The sequence below is a fragment of the Planctomycetota bacterium genome (assembly GCA_016125255.1).
In the GTDB taxonomy this organism is placed as follows: Bacteria; Planctomycetota; Phycisphaerae; order Phycisphaerales; family Zrk34; genus RI-421.
This window is the reverse complement of sequence record WGMD01000007.1, coordinates 184190-200563: the sequence shown is the minus strand read 5'-3', so window position 1 is coordinate 200563 and position 16374 is coordinate 184190. Positions and strand designations below refer to the sequence as shown.

12 protein-coding genes and 1 rRNA gene are annotated in these 16374 nt (G+C 63.8%); 6 read left to right on the top strand and 7 right to left on the bottom strand.

Annotated elements, in window-relative coordinates:
- A 16S ribosomal RNA gene (locus GC162_08610) occupies positions 1-321 on the top strand; the annotation flags it as partial.
- A 123-nt stretch (positions 322-444) separates the two neighbouring features.
- A complete protein-coding gene (locus GC162_08605) occupies positions 445-1173 on the top strand; it encodes a hypothetical protein (protein ID MBI1368697.1) in 729 nt (242 codons plus the stop codon).
- Positions 1174-1429: 256 nt separating this feature from the next.
- On the opposite strand, the gene GC162_08600 is transcribed toward GC162_08605, so the two are convergent.
- The 3 genes from GC162_08600 to GC162_08590 all read right to left on the bottom strand — a co-directional run bounded on the left by GC162_08600 (position 1430) and on the right by GC162_08590 (position 4718).
- Positions 1430-2542, bottom strand: a complete 1113-nt coding sequence (locus GC162_08600; GenBank protein ID MBI1368696.1) for a hypothetical protein — start codon at positions 2540-2542, stop codon at positions 1430-1432.
- Positions 2543-2614: 72 nt separating this feature from the next.
- Positions 2615-3517, bottom strand: coding sequence for a glycerol kinase (locus GC162_08595; GenBank protein ID MBI1368695.1), 903 nt, complete (start codon positions 3515-3517; stop codon positions 2615-2617).
- A gap of 130 nt (positions 3518-3647) precedes the next feature.
- Positions 3648-4718, bottom strand: a complete 1071-nt coding sequence (locus tag GC162_08590; GenBank protein ID MBI1368694.1) for a hypothetical protein — start codon at positions 4716-4718, stop codon at positions 3648-3650.
- Positions 4719-4881: 163 nt separating this feature from the next.
- Between GC162_08590 and GC162_08585 the strand changes: the two genes are divergently transcribed.
- Positions 4882-6216, top strand: coding sequence for a gfo/Idh/MocA family oxidoreductase (locus tag GC162_08585; GenBank protein ID MBI1368693.1), 1335 nt, complete (start codon positions 4882-4884; stop codon positions 6214-6216).
- A gap of 71 nt (positions 6217-6287) precedes the next feature.
- On the opposite strand, the gene GC162_08580 is transcribed toward GC162_08585, so the two are convergent.
- Both GC162_08580 and GC162_08575 read right to left on the bottom strand, forming a co-directional pair.
- Positions 6288-7124: a hypothetical protein gene (locus tag GC162_08580; GenBank protein ID MBI1368692.1), complete on the bottom strand. Its 837-nt coding sequence runs from the start codon at positions 7122-7124 to the stop codon at positions 6288-6290.
- A gap of 328 nt (positions 7125-7452) precedes the next feature.
- Complete coding sequence (locus GC162_08575; protein MBI1368691.1) at positions 7453-7947, bottom strand: DUF2726 domain-containing protein; 495 nt, start codon at positions 7945-7947, stop codon at positions 7453-7455.
- Between GC162_08575 and GC162_08570 the strand changes: the two genes are divergently transcribed.
- The 3 genes from GC162_08570 to GC162_08560 all read left to right on the top strand — a co-directional run bounded on the left by GC162_08570 (position 7939) and on the right by GC162_08560 (position 12081).
- Complete coding sequence (locus GC162_08570) at positions 7939-8166, top strand: hypothetical protein (GenBank protein ID MBI1368690.1); 228 nt, start codon at positions 7939-7941, stop codon at positions 8164-8166. The genes GC162_08575 and GC162_08570 overlap by 9 nt on opposite strands.
- A 516-nt stretch (positions 8167-8682) precedes the next feature.
- On the top strand, positions 8683-9849 hold the full coding sequence (locus tag GC162_08565; GenBank protein MBI1368689.1) for a 3-dehydroquinate synthase: 1167 nt from the start codon (positions 8683-8685) through the stop codon (positions 9847-9849).
- 1512 nt (positions 9850-11361) lie between these two features.
- Positions 11362-12081, top strand: coding sequence for an NUDIX domain-containing protein (locus GC162_08560; protein ID MBI1368688.1), 720 nt, complete (start codon positions 11362-11364; stop codon positions 12079-12081).
- A gap of 61 nt (positions 12082-12142) precedes the next feature.
- On the opposite strand, the gene GC162_08555 is transcribed toward GC162_08560, so the two are convergent.
- Both GC162_08555 and GC162_08550 read right to left on the bottom strand, forming a co-directional pair.
- Entirely contained in the window at positions 12143-14185 is a 2043-nt protein-coding gene (locus GC162_08555) for a 1,4-alpha-glucan-branching enzyme (GenBank protein MBI1368687.1), read from the bottom strand.
- A gap of 42 nt (positions 14186-14227) precedes the next feature.
- Entirely contained in the window at positions 14228-16363 is a 2136-nt protein-coding gene (locus GC162_08550) for a hypothetical protein (protein MBI1368686.1), read from the bottom strand.
- Between the last annotated feature and the right edge of the window lie 11 nt (positions 16364-16374).

Genomic DNA, 16374 nt, shown 5'->3' with positions numbered 1-16374 from the left:
CTGGGCTACACATGTGCTACAATGGTGATTACAAAGGGATGCAATGGGGTGACCCGGAGCCAATCCTAAAAAATCATCTCAGTTCGGATTGTTCTCTGCAACTCGAGAACATGAAGTTGGAATCGCTAGTAATCGCGTATCAGCTACGACGCGGTGAATACGTTCCTGAGCCTTGTACACACCGCCCGTCAAGTCATGGAAGCCGGGAGTACCCGAAGCCGTGCCGCCTCAGGCATGTCTACGGTAAGCTCGGTGACTGGGACTAAGTCGTAACAAGGTAGCCGTAGGGGAACCTGCGGCTGGATCACCTCCTTTCTAAGGGATACCTTAGATGCGGACTGTGTCGGAACCGATCCCTCAAAAGATCGACTACCCTCCGACCGGGGTGCGAACCCCATCCGCACATAGTCAGCACAACCCTCGTCCGACACCGATCGGATCGTCATGGAGCAATCCATGATCAATGGCGTCTCAACTGTTCAACTGTCAACCCCAGACACCCCTGAACACCCCCGAAGCCCACGCTTTCCAAGCGTGGGTTTTTTCATGCGCCATATCGCCCGGTCCTCCGGGCCCGGTCTCCCCCTTAACCCGGTCCCCCCCGACCCCGTCTCCCCGCCGGTCCCAATCGTATATCATCTAACCGCATACGGGGTCCCCTTCATGGCGCGCACGCTGGGCATTCACTGGATCGCCACGACCTTCGGCACCTGGCTTCACGGCGACGTCCGAGGATCCTGGCGCCACGGAAAACTGATCGGCACCGACCCCTTCCTCGAATCCGCCATTCACCATCGCATGCGCGACGACGCCGTCGTGCTCGATGAGTCGGAAAGACAACGGGTGGAAAACGCGTTCGCAAAGGTCATCCGCGAAATCAATCATCGCGCCTATGCCGCCACGATTCAGGCGACGCACGTGCACATCGTGTTCAGCCCCCTGCGCCTCGACGTCTTGAAAGTGATCGCAAAGCTCAAATACCGCGCCGTCCTCGACGCGCGCCGGAACATGCGCCGCGACGACATCCCCGCGACGCTCTGGACCGAGGGCCAGTTCCCCGTGTTCATTTTCGACATCGATCATCTCCAAAACGCCATCGAATACGTCCGCCGGCACAACACGCGCGCCGCCCTCCCTGCGGACCCGTACGCATGGATCACCCCGATCCAATGACCGGCCCAAAAGACGAACCGGGCCCAAAGGACCCGGCTATATAGCCGGGCCCTCCGGGCCCGGGGTTTGGATCGGCCGCCGCCGGCGGCCTCGCCCTCTTCATGGCCCTCGCCTCCTTCATCGGCGGCCTCCTCGGCTGGCTCCTCGTCATGAAAAAGCGCGTCCTCCAGTGCAACACCTGCGACGCCGCCATCGCCGCATCATGATCCGCCCGTTCGTCTCGCCTTGTTTGGCCGGACCCGCCGCGCCCGTTCCGCTACCGCCCGCTCCACCATCCATGCACCCGCCCCGCGATCCCTTCCACCTCTTCGCCGCTCAGACGCCGGTCGAAATTCCGCAGCATCCCCGCCAATAGATTCGGCACGATCACCACCGTCTTCGCCCACCGTGGCCGCGCCGGAAGATGTCCCGCATTGGCGATCACCGTCCGCACCTGCGTCTTGCATCCCGCCTCTTTGAGCAGCACCCAGCACAATCGTTGCGCGCGGTCAATCTGCTCGAACGGATTGTGCAGCGTCGAATTGTTCGCCGACGCGACGCTCCAGAATTTCGTTTCAATGACGAACACTCCGCCCGGCCCGACGACCAGGTGATCAAGCTGCGCGGAGTGAAGCCCTTTGCCATGTCGGTCCCGCAGGTAATGCGTCGCCGTCAGCTTCACATCATGAAACACGTGCCACCCGTCGCCGAGCCGCGACAGCGCATCGACCACTTCCAGTTCCGCCAGCGCCCCCGCGAGCTGCCCGTCGCGCTGGATCGACTCGGCCGTCTGCAACTGCATCTTCGCTTTCCCCAGAGCCGCGGCCATGACGCCGCCTTGCGACGCGCGATGCTCCACAAGCGCCGACTCGTTCATCGCCAGCTCCCGCACCGCCTCGCCCAGACTCGCGCGCACCTCCCGGATCAAGCGCCGCCGCCGCAGCTTCGCCGCGACAAAGCGCCAGACATGCCACGGTACGATCCACCACTCCGAATCCGCGCGGATGGCCTCGAGGCGCGCATCCAGCTCCGCAATCTCAATTCGAGCCGCCTGCTCCATCGTGCCGAGCCGCGTCCGCGCCGTTCTCGCCTGCTCATCACGGGTCGCAATCAGTTGTTGCTCTTCATCCGCCAAACGCCGCGCTGCCCGACCGACGATCGCCTCGATCCACTGCGGTCCGCTCGCCACCAGCTTGCGAATCTCCTCCGGCGAGCGCGCGTTGAAGCCGACGGCCCGCAGCACCCGCTGCGCTCGTGTCCATGCTTCGCTCTGACCGTAAACGTGCGCCATCGCGTGGTGATGCTTTGTGAATACCCCGCCGGTCGACTCGGAAAGCGTGTGAGAAAAGGGTTCTAACGAGCCGCGACCGTCAGGGAGCGGTCGAATCATGGACCCCGGGCGGCGCTTTGACCGCCTCCTGACGGTCGCGGCTCGTGAAAGCGGGTTCTCTCACACACTCTCTCAAACGCAATCGATCCCGAATTTAAGCAGCAGACGCGGCAGACAGTCGTCAAGCTGCGTGATGTCCTGATCGCCCAGTTCAATGAGACTCATGCTGTGTTTGGCGTAAATCTGCTTCTTCGCCGCCATGCGCTCCGCATAGCGCGGGTCTTTTTCCATCCCCCAATATTCGATGTACACATGCTTGTTCGGCAGATAAAAATCGCAGTAGACGTCTTCTTCGATCGGCAGGCGGCGCTCGTACGCATGCACGATGCCCTGCGCGTAGAGCCAGTTGTCGATCATCACCTCGGCCCGGCTCCGCACCATGTGACCGTCGCTGGTGCGGAACGTGGCGGGGAACTTGGTGCGGAAGTCCTGCGATGCGCCGGCGGTTTCGCTCGGCGTCGCGGCGGGCGCGGTCGTCACGGGCGCCGCCTCGGGTCGGGCCGCCTCGCTCGGCGCGTCGTGACCCAGCGCCTCCGCAACCGACCGCTTCATCGCTTGTTTGTCGAGTATCGACGCGGGCCAGACCGTGTACGGAATCCCCGTCTGTCGCGCTTCGCGCACCTCGGCGCCCATGCGCGTGCCCTGCTCCGTCGGCGTCCAGCCCTTGACGTATTTTTCGAGCCAGCCCAATTCCGCCAGAATCAGATTCATCCGCGCCGCGCTGAGCCCGACGCGCTCGCCCAGCTTGGTGGACGAAAGCATGTCGCGCGACGTGCCTGCTGCGGCCGGCTTGCCGGAGGACGCATCGCAGGTCGGACATGCCGAGTCGCCATCGAATGATTCGTACCAGCCGCGACACTTGGGGCATTGCATGACGCCGCCGTCGCGCTCGGCCTTCCAATGCTTGTAGCAGAATGTGTGACCCGCCTTGGACACGGACTGCCCGCATCGGACAACAACGCACAGATCAGCCATAAAGACACCTCGGAAAACAGATTTTCCATCCGCACAGAGTTTAACAGATTAGTCGACTTTGAGGTGCCTGACCAAAGCCGCGACCGTGAAGACCCGACCCCGAAGGGGTCGGGTTCGAGGTTGGGGGCGCTTAACGCAGCAGTTTGCCGGCGAGGGCGAGGAAGGCCAGGTCATCGTGCTTCGTGGCTTCGAGTTGGGCGAGTTGGGCGAGGAGGGCGTGGCTTTGGCGGAGGCGCTTGATGTGGCGGTGGCAGCGGCGGCGGCGGCTTAAGGTGGCGAGGTGATCTTGCAGCGCGGCGCGGCGGGCTTCGGGGGTGAGGGACAGCAGGGCGGTGATGGGGTCGGCGGTGGGGGAAGGCGTCGTGAATGTTTCGGGGTCATTCTTCCGGGGGTTCCGGGGGCGGGGGTGGATGTAGCCGTAGCGGAGGTTGAGGCAGGCGGCGCAGAGGAGGGAGCGCGGGGGGAAGAACAGGTGGTAGCGCTCGATGAGGCGGGTCTGGTGTTCGGTCAGGGGTTTGTTGCTGCGGTGAGTTCGGGTCAGGTGTTTGAAGGCGAGTTGGGTGTCGCGGGATTCGTCGGGGGTGCAAAGCGGAAGAAAGAGTTTGACGCGGCGGGCGTCGCATTGGGGGCAGAAGAAAAAGTGGGAGGCGAGTTTGTCGTGCAGTCGCCAGCGTTCGAGGCGCAGGCGCTGGGTCCAACCGGCGGGGAGCGGGAGGACTTTCGTCGCGGCGGCGCCGAGGTTGGGGTTGAACGTGCGCGGGAGGCGGCGGGGTTTGGAGTGTGGAGTGGGAAGCGTGGAGTGCGGAGTTGGGAGTGTGGAGTTGGGAGTGGGGGAGGGGCACTTTTTGTTCACTCCACACTCCGCACTCCCAACTCCGCACGCGTTTTTCATGGCGTTGGCTTTTTCGGTGCGGAAGTCGCCGAGGAGCTCGAAGGGTCGGGCGCGGGCGAGGAGGGCGTCGAGCGTGTCGCGGGTCAGGGTCAGATGCGCTCGGGCTTCGCGGTAGGTGGCGGCATCGGGGCGGCGGGAGCCGGGGCGGGCGGCGCTTCTGGCGCGGCGCCATTCGTCCTCGGGGACACGCCGCCAGAGACGGCGGACGTCGATGCTCAGACAGGCGGAGCGATCGACGCGGCCGGCGGCGTTGAGGTGCGACGGGGGAACCTCGAGCGTGGCGAGATGAAGGGGAACCTCGGAAGGCATCGGGCATTTTATGGATTTTGTTAGGGTATGTCAAAAAAAGTCGAGGAATGAATTTCATATTTATTGTACTGACTTGCGTCGCGTGCCTAGGATGCGAGACATCCGCCAAGTGCACTTTTGATGGAGACCATTCATGTCTACACGCATTCGTCGGCGGACGTTTATTCAGTCTGTGGCCGTCATGGGGCTCAGCGCGCCGTTGCTCACGCCCCGGCTTGTTCGGGCTCTGTCGCCGAATTCCAAGATCCGTCATGCGTCGATCGGGCTCTCGGGCATGGGCAAGGCGGATCGCACGTCGATCGCGTCGCATCCGTCGGTGAGCATGGCGGCGATCTGCGATGTCGATACCAATACGCTCAGCGCCGTTGCGCGCGAGTATCCCGATGCGAAGACCTTCGCGGATTGGCGCGAGCTTTTTCCGGCGATGGGGGACACGATCGACTCGGTCAACGTGACCGTCCCCGATCACATGCATGCGATCATCGCCATGACATCGATCCGCGCGGGTAAGCACACCTGGTGTCAAAAGCCCATGTGCCATGACGTGTCGGAGATTCGCGCGCTGACGCTCGCGGCGGCGAAGGCCGGCGTCGTCACGCAGCTCGGGACGCAGCATGCATCGGGCATGGGCGATCGCATGGCGGTGCAGTTCATGCGCGACAAAGTCCTCGGCAAAGCCAATCGTCTGATCCTCTGCTCCAATCGTCCCAGCGCGATCAGCTATCGCCTCGCCGGTCCGCGGCCGGCGAAGGGCGAGGCGCCGCCGGCCAATCTCAACTGGGAGCATTGGATCGGCACCGCGCCGATGCGCGCGTTTTCCCCGACGATCTATCACCCGATGCGCTGGCGCGCGTGGCAGGACTTCGGGACCGGCTGGTCCGGCGACATCGGTTGCCACATCTTCAATGCGCCGTGGAAGGGGCTGAACATGACGGCGCCCAAGTCGGTCATCGCGCAGGTGCAGGAGTCATGGAAGAAAGACCCGGCCCGGCGCGCGGACAATTGGCCGCAGAGCAATCACATCACATGGATCTTCCCCGGCAATGAGTTCACCGGCGGCGAGGACCTGACCGTCGAATGGTTCGACGGCGAGTTCTATCCGCCCGAGGAAGTGCAGAAGCTTAACCCGAGCGAACACTATCCGCCCGAGTCTTTCATGATGCTGGCGGAGAACGGGCAGTTGCTCATGCCGCATCAATCGGGGCCGCAGCTTCTGCCGGCGGAGAAGTACAAGACGTTTCCGCGCCCCAAGCTTCAGCCGCAGCATCACTGGCACAACTTCATCGACGCGGCGCTGGGCAAGATTCCCGCGCCCGAAAGTCCCTTCTCGATCGCCGGTCCGATGAGCGAAACGGTCATCCTCGGCACGGTCGCCATCCGCATGCCCGACACACGGCTCGAGTGGGACAGCCAGTCGATGCGCTTCACGAACAATGACGACGCCAACAAGCTGCTGAAGCGCACGTACCGCGAGGGATGGACGCTCGAAGGTCTTTGAGCGGCGAAATAGAAAAAGGGGCGAACCCTGTGGTTCGCCCCTTTTGTGTTGCGGAAGGATGGCGTCGTGAATTACCGGCGGCGGCGGGGGAGCATGGCGAGGAGGGCCAGGCCGGCGGGGAGCGCGGCGGGCGTGGGGACGCCGAAGGCCTCGGCGTAGTTGTCGGTGATGCGGATTTCGTCGACGGTGATGGTGTCGCCGGCTTCGAGGTTGAAGGCGCGGAGACTGAAGCGTGTCATCTTCGTGATGCTCGGCTGGGTCGAAGTCGCGGAGGCATCGGGTGTGCCTTCGAGGTAGGGGTTGGTCGGGTTGATAAACAGGTCGGTGTGGCCGTACTGGTTCGACCCGTCGAGGGAGAACTTGCCGATGAGGAAGAAGGTGACATCATTGGAGCCGAGGGTCAAGCTGTTGATGGTGTTGCCGCTGCCGGAGTCGCCGACGCGGGCGAAGAGGGGGTTGTTGGGGTTGTTGCGATAGCCGATGGAGAGCGTCTGGGGATCGTTGCTGACGGCGCCGTCGCTGAGGGTCAGGGCCAGGAAGTCGCCGTTGTCGAAGCCATGAACGGTGATGAGGACGCTGAGGTAGACGGTTCCGGTCATGGCGGTGAAGTCGCGCCGCATGGCGACGATGTCGGCGGTCGCCCCGGTGACGCGCGCGGCCTGAGCGCCGCCGTCGACGCGGCCGTTGGGGTCATCGAGCATGACGGACTGAGTGGTCGTGGCGGAAGTGGTCCAGGCACTGGTCCAGCCGACGCCGCCGTTTTGGCCATTGAGCGACGCGCCGGAGGTGTAGGTTTCGAACCCGTCGTAGGCGGCGTGCGCCGGCGTGGCGATCACGGCGAGGGCCAGAGCGAGAGCAAACCCTGCGACCGCACGGGTCGCCCGATGAGAAAATGACCACTGGCTCATATCCAATCCTTCCATGCGGTCGCGCTGATCGGCGCACCGCGATCCTTTCACGAAGACCTGTCATCCGCCGCGTACCGAACGACGGCCGCAGAACGAGCAACACACAAGCGGGATGTCAGAGCCCTCGTCGATGAAGATGTCTCGATAGGGCTGATGCAATCAACGGGCCAAACGGGGGCGAATTGTGGAGATTACTTGTTGTTGATGCACAGACAGGCAGTTACGCAAAAACGCAGGAAGGTGGGTTTCTAATGATTATGTCGAATGCAGCGCCATGTTGGCCCGATGCGGCGTGCGACGTGTGCCAATGCGGTACTGGGGCGACGCCTTACGCGAGCTTTTGCCGGATCTGCGCGGCCAGATCGCGGGCGTCGTAGCTGCGGCGATTGGGGACATGCAGAATGGGCAGCCCGGCCGATTGCATGATCTGATCGATCAGGGCGTCGCGCTGCCGCCGTTCGGGTCGCTTATGCGAACGGTCGTCGAGTTCGATGACGAGGCGCGGGCGGGTGGTGTCGGCGTCGCAGAGCACGAAGTCGAGCCGCTTGCTGTTGACGCGATTCTGCCAGGCCTGCCGCTCTTTCGGCGAGGCGGTGACTTGGACGACGGCGGCGGCGGTGGTCTGCATGGCGATGATGTACCCGCGGCCGACGTGCGCCATCGCTTCATGAAGCGCCGCAAGAAAGTCAAGCTCGGCCGCGGTGAGCAATGCCTCGCGACGACGGTAGGGCAAGCGCCCGCTCCCGTGTCGCCAGCGCAGCAGAATCCAAAACAGCACCATCACGCCGACGCATACCGCGCCGATGATCCCCGCATGCTCCATGAACCGCGACTCCTTTCACAAAAAGATCGAACGGATTGTAACGCAAGCGCCCGTGGCGACATCACAAAGCTTGCGAACGGTTGTGAGGAGGCCATGCGCGGCGTCATCCAATTGAAATCGCAGAACCTCAAGCGATGGATCGCTGAAAAAACTCATGACATGCACCATCGGTTTCGTTTCAAACGGTTCCCCCGGCGAATTGAAAAATTTGCGGGTTAACCCGAATGAACCCTCAGCCGTATGGACACGTAACATGGGTGAACAACAAGACCCCGACCGGCGGCGGCTCTCGCTATTCTGCGATCCGCCGCCACTTTTTTTATTGACACGGTGTTGATGGGGTGAAGTGCATTCCTCAAATCGAGGGCTGAACTTCGAGAAGGCCCGGATTCCCCTCACACATTTCAGTTGGCGCATCCGCGCTCGACGACTATGATGCAATAGTCAACTCGGGTGCGGGCTACGCCCGGAGCGAAGACAACAAAGTTTGAACGGCGCCCACCCACTTGGGCCCAAAGCTGACCCGGCAGGGCGGCGCTTCGAAACTGATCCCACGTTGCCGATCCGGCAGCACGCAGCCCGCATCCGATTATTTTTGCGCCTCGCAAGCCGCTCGCGGCTTCGCACTCCGAAATTTCCCCCGCCGGTGGACCCTCTGCAATAATCGCGGCATAATACGTGTTGGAAGATTCAGGAGCCGCACGCTTTTGACCCCCGCCTGACCGGCCGATCCGCATGAATCACAACGCCACGCACATCGATGTGGACTTCTCCGTGCCGTTCACCCATCGTGTGCGCTTCACGCAGGACGTCCTCGGCCCCGATCACCGGACCCTCATCGACCTGCTCGAACCTTCCGGCGCCGGACCGGCCCGAGCGCAGTTCTGGGTGGACCAACAACTGCTCGAAGCCCAGCCGGACCTGCGTCACCGGCTGCATCAGCTCACCGAGTCGCAGCGCGATCGCCTCGTGCAGGTCGGCAACGTGCAGGTCGTGCCCGGCGGCGAAGCGATCAAGAACGACATCCACATCATCGAGCGCATGCTCAAGTGCATGAACGCCGCCGACCTGGACCGCCGCAGTTACGTCGTCGTCATCGGCGGCGGGGCGGTGCTCGACGCCGTCGGGTTCGCCGCGGCCATCGCCCATCGCGGTATTCGTCTCGTCCGCTTGCCCACCACGACCCTTGCACAAGCCGACTCGGCCATCGGCGTCAAAAACAGCATCAACCTCTTCGACAAAAAGAACTGGGTCGGCACCTTCGCCGTCCCCTGGGCCGTCGTCAATGACGCCGCTCTGCTCACCACGCTCAGTGACCGTGACTACCGCTGCGGGTTCAGCGAAGCGGTGAAAGTTTCGATGCTCAAGGATGCGGCGATGTTCGATGAGCTTTGCCGCGTCGCCCCGCGCATCGCCGATCGCGACCCCGCCGCCTCGTCGGACATGATCCGCCGCTCCGCCCTCTGGCATCTTCAGCACATCACGCGCGGCGGCGACCCCTTCGAAGCCCTCGAAGCGCGGCCCCTCGATTTCGGTCACTGGTCCGCACACAAGCTCGAAGTCATGTCCAACTTCGCCGTGCGGCATGGCGAAGCCGTCGGCATCGGCGTGGCCATCGACTGCATGTACTCGTCACTGGCGCTGGGCCTCGATGCGGCGACGGTCGAGCGCGTGCTCAATTGCCTGCTCGACCTGCGCCTGCCGATCGATCATCCGATGCTGCACGAGACCGACCGTCTCTTCGCCGGCATGGAGGAGTTCCGCCAGCATCTGGGCGGGCGGCTCACGCTCACCATGGTCCGCGCTCCCGGCGAGCCGGTCGACGTGCACGCGGTCGATGCGGCGGCGATGCGCGAGGCGATCGAAGCCGTCGCCGCCTTCGCTCGAACGCACGCCCGCTGAACCGCATGTCCTGTTCATCGCGCATCGCGATCCTGCTCATCTGGCTCGGCTGCCTCGCCGGCTGTGACAATGCGCCCAAGGCCAAACCCGTCGCCTTCGACCCGTCTCTGCCCGCATGGGCACAACCACAAATCACCGCCCGCATCGTCGAACCCGCCGACGACCCGGCGATGCTCTGCCCCGCGTCGGCCCGGCTCTACGCACGCGTCGACAACATCGCTTCGCTCTCCGACGCCGACGCCGCGGACCCGATGGCCCAATATGTCTGGCGCGTCGTCGAGGCGATGCAGCTTCCGCAGGCCTGGGGCGCCGCCTCCAAAAACCTCGGCATCGACTCCCGCGCCATGTTCAGCCGCTACTTCGGCCAGACCGCCGCGGTCATCGAGCAGAAGATCGACAACAAGCGCGAAATCGTCGTCATGTCCCGCGCCGGCGAGCACGACATTCATGCGCTCATCGAGGCCATGGCGCTCTCCCCGTTCGGCTCGCCTTCGCAGGTCGGCCCCTTCGCCATGTATCAGTTCACCGAAGGGCAGCGCGGCTATGTCATCGCGCTGGGCAAGCGATGGTTCGCGCTGACCGCCGCGTCGAATGTCGAGCATCTTTACTACCTGCTCAGCGGGGCGGCGCAGGACCAGCCGACGCTCGCGGATGATGAAGCGTATCAGCAGATGCTCGCGCAGCTCCCGGCCCGGCGCGTCGCGCTCATGTTCACGCGCAACGCAAAAAACACCGAACATCACGCGCTCGCCGTCACCGCCGACGGGCCGAACATGGCCGTGCATTACACCGCGATCATTCCGAACATGGAGAAGTTCATTCCCGGCCTGACGCAGACGCGGGGCGTGGACTTCGGCCCGCTGCCCGCCTCGACCATCGCCGCCGCCACCATCAACATCTTTCACAGCGCCCCGCCCGGTTTGACCGACAGCAAGTCCGGCCCGGCGCTCCCCGATGCCGTGCGCGAAAAAATCCTCCCCGGCCTTACGCCGCCGCTGATCGTGTATCTGGCGTCGCTCGATCATCAAATGGTCACGCCCGACCCCGGCGTCACCGTACCCGTGCTCGGCATCGCTGTGAAGATCACCGACCCCGCCGTCGCCGTCGAACTCGATCGGCTCGTCCGCTACGCGCATTTCCTTTTGTCGCTGGGCGAATTGGACGTGGTGCAGGGATTCTTCGGCGTGCGTACGGTCGAGAAATCCGGCGTGCGGTTCAGCGTCGCCGACTTCGGCCGGGCCATCGCGCGCCGCATCGAAGACCCGCAGTTCGCCAAGCTCGTCAACCTCCCTTCGAGCGCGGGGCTCACGCAGATCAGCTTCGGGCGCATCGGCGAGTGGTATGTCCTCTGCTCGCAGGAGGCGTTTTTCGAGCAGTGCATCGACGCCTTGGCGGATCGAACCCTGCGCCTCGAAGCGGACCCGGAATATGCCAGGTTCCCCTTCGATGATCATCCGCGCCTGATTCTCTCGGCGCTCACGCGGGCGCCGCAGCTTGGGGCGCTCTTGGAGAATGTCGCCGACTACTATCGCAAGTCGCAGCTCGATCCGGACAATCTCCCCGCCCGCGAAGCCGCCGCGCCGCCGTCCGAGCCCCACCCCGACCGCATCGAGGAACCCATGCGCTGGATCGCCGGCGCCCTCCAGCAGCGCCAGTCCTTCAGCATCCAACTCTGGCGCGACGACGACCCCAAAAAAACCACCACCCTGCACGGCCTCCTCCGCATCACCCCCCTCGACACGCCGACCAACGCACAGGTCGGGCAGTGAGCGTCGTGTATCATGTCGCTTCATGAGTGAATCGCCTGTCGAAACCGGAACACGGACCACGCCGCCGAGCGAGCGGTTCGGGGTGATCATCGCTTGTCGGCGGCAGGATGGGCGGTGGCTGATGGTGCGGCGGGCGAAGACGCTCGCGCGGGCGCCGGGGCGGATCGGGTTTCCCGGCGGGGAGATCGAAGCGGGGGAGACGCAGCAGGAGGCGGCGATTCGCGAGGCGCGCGAGGAGGTCGGCATCGATGTGCGGCCGATCAAATGCGTCTGGGAATACGACTGGCCCAACAGTCCGTGGTACCTGTATGCATGGCTGTGCGACTGGGTCGGCGGGGAAGTGATCGCCAACGAGACGGAGATCGCGGAAGTATTGTGGATGACGCGCGAGGAGGGCGGAGGGCATCCCGATGCGCTCGATACGTGCGCTGACTTGCTTGCCGCATTGGAAAAGCACACGTAGTACCAGACGCTTCGCGGCGAAGCGCCGCTCAGCGTCGGCGTGGGGGGAAGCGTCGGCGTCGCTAAACAGTGACGGGCGCGAGGACCAGGGCGCTGCGGGCGGGGAGGTAGATTTGCAGCGTCTGGTCGCGGCCGTACATCGGGGAATTCTGCCAGACGTAGCGACCGGTTGGATCGACGGCCCCGTGTCCGTCGAAGTAGGCGTCGTCGGTGCTGAGCACAAGTTGGTAGTCGGTGCGGTCGGGGACGGGGATGCGCAGATCGCTGAATGATTCGGTGGGGTGAAAGTTGAAGGCGAAGACGAGGGGGCCGCGGCGGAAGATAAGTTGACGCGTGTCTTCATGCAGGGCGAGCTGCTCAATGAGCGGGTCGGCGAGCAGATGGAACCGCTTGTCGAGATGCTGCATCGCGCGGTCGAAGTTGTTGAGGCCTTTGTAGCGCAGGTGCGTCGTATCGACGAGGGACCATTGCCGGCGCGCATGGTGGAACGAGAAGTTGTTGCCTTCGCGGGGGAAGTCGATCCATTCGGGGTGGCCGAATTCGTTGCCCATGAAGTTCAGATACGCTTCGCCGGCGAGGGCGAAGGTGATGAGGCGGATCATCTTGTGCAGCGCGACGCCGCGGTCGACGACGAAGTTCTGATTGAACACGCTCATGCCTTCGTACATGTGCCGGTCCATGAGCCAGAACGCGATCGTCTTGTCGCCGACGAGCGCCTGATCGTGGCTCTCGGCGTAGCCGACGTGCCGCTCGTTGCGGCGGCGGTTCATGAGCGTGTGATAAATGTCGCCGAGGTTCCATTCCTCGTCGCGCTTCTCCTTGAGCAGCTTGATCCAGAAATCGGGCACGCCCATCGCGAGCCGGTAATCGAAGCCGAGTCCGCCTTCGCTCGTCGGCCGGGCCGTGCCGGGCATGCCGGACATGTCCTCGGCGATGGTGATCGCATCGGGACGGATCGCATGAATCAGATCGTTGGCGAGCGTCAGATACGCGACGGCGTCCCAGTCCGTGTTCGGCGAAAAGTAATCGTCGTAACAGGTGAACGTCTTACCCAGTCCATGATCCAGATACAGCATGCTCGTCACGCCGTCGAAACGGAATCCGTCGAAGCGGTACTCCTCGAGCCAGTAGCGGCAATTGGACAGGAGAATGCGGAGGACTTCGTACTTGTTGTAATCATAGCACTTGGAGTCCCAGGCGTGATGATCGCCGCGCGGCGGGCCGTGAAAGTATTGGTGATCCGTGCCGTCGAAACGGTTGAGGCCCTCGGCGGTGTTCTTGACCATGTGCGAATGCACGATGTCCATGATCACGCGCAGACCGAGTCCGTGCGCCGCGTCGATGAGCTGCTTGAGCTGATACGGCGTGCCGAAGCGGCTCGACACGGCGAAGAGGTTCGACACGTGATACCCGAACGATCCGTAATACGGATGCTCCTGCACGGCCATGAGCTGCACGCAGTTGTAGCCCAGGTCGGCGATGCGCGGCAGGATGTTCGTGCGGAACTCATCGAAGCTCGCCACCCGGCCTTCCTCGCTGGCCATGCCGACGTGCGCTTCGTAAATGCGCAGATCATCGGTGCGGGCGGGCGTTTCGTGCTGCCATGCGAAGGCCGGCTCGGGGCGCCAGTAATGTCCGACGAACTCGATGCTCCCCGGGACCTGCGTGACGCGCTGGATGTAGGCGGGAATCTTGTCGCCGGCGGTGCCCTGCGAGGCGACGTAGACCTTGACCCGGCTTTCATGCACGAGGCGGTCGGCGAAATGCGAGTCGGGCATGAAGCAGGACCACACGCCGAACGCATCGCGCTTCATCGGATTGGCCGCGCGGTCCCATTGATTGAAGTCGCCGATGAGCGAAAGGAGCTGCGCCCCCGGGGCCCATTCGCGGTACCACACGCCGGGCGCGCCATCGAGCTGGCCCTGCGTGAAGCCCAGGTATTTGTGGCCGAGACTGACCTGCCCGGTGAGGCCGCCGGCGTCATCGAAACGGCTTCGGATGGACTGAATGTGATTGAATCGGTCGCGGAGGATCTGACGAAACGACTCAAGCCAGGGGTCCTGCGCGATGAGTCCGGTGCCGTCGGGTTGTGGGTCAGTGGGCATGTCGCCCAGCATAACCGCATCACGGCATGCAATGCGAATCGGTCAGCCGAAGATGCGGCCGATATCGTGGAAGGTCACGACAAGGAAGATCGTGCCGAGCAGGATGAGGCCGGCGACGGTGATCGCCGACTGAATCTGCGGCGAGACGGGCCGGCCGCGCGCCTTTTCGATCATCAAGAGCACGAACAGCCCGCCGTCGACGATCGGCAGGGGCAGGAAATTGATCACGGCGAGGTTGATGCTGATGAGGCCCATGAAGAAGAACAGGTAGGCGTAACCCTGCTCGGCGATCTTGGTGCCTTCGACGGCGATGCCCACCGGGCCGCGCAGGTTCTTGATCTGGACGGTGTGGTCGAAGATCAGGCGCTGAAGCGTCACGTAGGTCTGCATCATGAACAGATGCGTCTTGTCGAGGCCGATGCCGATGGCGTCCCATGCATTGTCCGCCCGCTGCATGACGCGCTGCGGGACGAACAGCGGGAGCTTGGCGTCCCATTGAATCGCGCGGGCGTGATCGATCGTCGCCTGCGTCAAATCGAAAGGTTGCGTCTGCGGCGCGACGCCTTCGACGGGCAACTTGCAGGTGACATCCACGGCGCCGGGCTTGGCGGATTGCACCGCCAGGCAAATGTCGGCGTAACCGGCGATCGGATGGTCGCCGATGCGATCCAGCACCGTGCCGGGTTTGAGATTCAGCGACGCGAACGGCGAGTCCTCAAGCACGCTGGCGACGATCGGCGCATCGATCGCCCACTCCAGCGCGACGCCGAGCTTCGGCTTGGACATGACCTTGTGGGCCGGCGTGACCGTCAGGTCCATCCGTTTGCCGTCGCGAATGACCGTGATCGGCAGCGTCGGCGCCTCGCTCGTCGTGATCAGGTACATCACCATCGGCAACGTCGGCCAGGGCGTATCCGCCAGCGATGCGACGATGTCGCCCGCCTGCAAAACGCCCTTGACCGCCGAGTCGTCCGTCAACTCCGCGATCTTCACCGGCGGGACGAGGCCCAGCACGTGACGCACCGCCTGCTGACTGTCCTCCGGCGCGGGGATCGATTTGTACTCGAAAGGCGTCGGCCGGGCGGTGTACGTCGCGTCGCCCTGATCATCGTGAAACAGAAACGACATTTCCTTGCCGCCGGATTGCTGGATCAATCGATCGACCTGCCACTGCTCGCTGACCGGCCGGCCGTCGACCTGCGTGAGCGTCATGCCGGGGCGGATACCCATCTTCGCCAGCGACGTCGCCAGATCAGAATCCGGCTTCACCTTGCTCACGACCTGCAGATTATCCGGCGGCTGGATGCCCACATGCTGCAGGCCCTCCATGTCCTTGCTCGCCTCCGGCGTCATGTTGAAGGTCAACCGCTGACTGGATCCGTCCAGACTCGGGCGCTCCACGACCAGTTCGACCGGCTTGCCGCGCGCCGCCAGCGCCGAAGCGATCCGCACGCTGGTGAAGTCGCTGGGCTCCGAGCCGTCGACGAGCACGATCCGGTCGCCGGACTGAAGCCCGACCAGTTCCGGATGTTCGCGCGCCGCCGTCATGGCGGCGGGGGAGTCGGGCTCGACCGAACCGACGATCGCCGGCGGGAACTCCACGCCGTGCAGAAAAGCGATCTGGAAGAAAATCACCGCGAAGATGGCGTTCATGATCACGCCCGCGCTGACGACGCAGACGCGCGCCCACACCGGCTTGTTGTTGAACGCGCGCGGATCGTCCGACAGGGCCGTCGGGTCCATGTCATCCTGTCCGAGCATCTTGACGTACCCGCCCAGCGGCATCCAGTTGAGCCGATACTCCGTTTCGCCCAGGCCCAGCTCGCGATTGGCGGATTCGATTTCCGACGCGGTCAGCAGCCGTCCGTTGCGCGTCGGCACGCCCGAATGCGGATCGAGCTCCGCGCCCAGATGCTGCGCGATGCGGCGGTTGTAGTCGGGTTCGGTCGTGCCGACGCGGAACCCGATGCCCTTGCGCCAACAGAGCAGCGCATGCCCGAACCCGATGGCGAACTGTGAGACCTTGATGCCGACCCATTTGGCGACGAGGAAGTGGCCCAGCTCGTGGACGAAGATGATGAACCCGAAACCGAGGACGAGAAGGATCATCGCCCAGGTCCCGCTGATGTTTGAAGTCAATTCCATGTCCACTCCGCTGACGTAAAACGCCGCATCCATTTAGCGGCGGG

Coding starts and splice junctions, on each gene's coding strand:
- GC162_08605 (MBI1368697.1), top strand. CDS start 445: ATGGAGCAATCCATGATCAATGGCGTCTCAACTGTTCAACTGTCAACC.
- GC162_08600 (MBI1368696.1), bottom strand. CDS start 2,542: ATGATTCGACCGCTCCCTGACGGTCGCGGCTCGTTAGAACCCTTTTCT.
- GC162_08595 (MBI1368695.1), bottom strand. CDS start 3,517: ATGGCTGATCTGTGCGTTGTTGTCCGATGCGGGCAGTCCGTGTCCAAG.
- GC162_08590 (MBI1368694.1), bottom strand. CDS start 4,718: ATGCCTTCCGAGGTTCCCCTTCATCTCGCCACGCTCGAGGTTCCCCCG.
- GC162_08580 (MBI1368692.1), bottom strand. CDS start 7,124: ATGAGCCAGTGGTCATTTTCTCATCGGGCGACCCGTGCGGTCGCAGGG.
- GC162_08570 (MBI1368690.1), top strand. CDS start 7,939: ATGCTCCATGAACCGCGACTCCTTTCACAAAAAGATCGAACGGATTGT.
- GC162_08575 (MBI1368691.1), bottom strand. CDS start 7,947: ATGGAGCATGCGGGGATCATCGGCGCGGTATGCGTCGGCGTGATGGTG.
- GC162_08565 (MBI1368689.1), top strand. CDS start 8,683: ATGAATCACAACGCCACGCACATCGATGTGGACTTCTCCGTGCCGTTC.
- GC162_08560 (MBI1368688.1), top strand. CDS start 11,362: ATGTCGCCGACTACTATCGCAAGTCGCAGCTCGATCCGGACAATCTCC.
- GC162_08555 (MBI1368687.1), bottom strand. CDS start 14,185: ATGCCCACTGACCCACAACCCGACGGCACCGGACTCATCGCGCAGGAC.
- GC162_08550 (MBI1368686.1), bottom strand. CDS start 16,363: ATGGATGCGGCGTTTTACGTCAGCGGAGTGGACATGGAATTGACTTCA.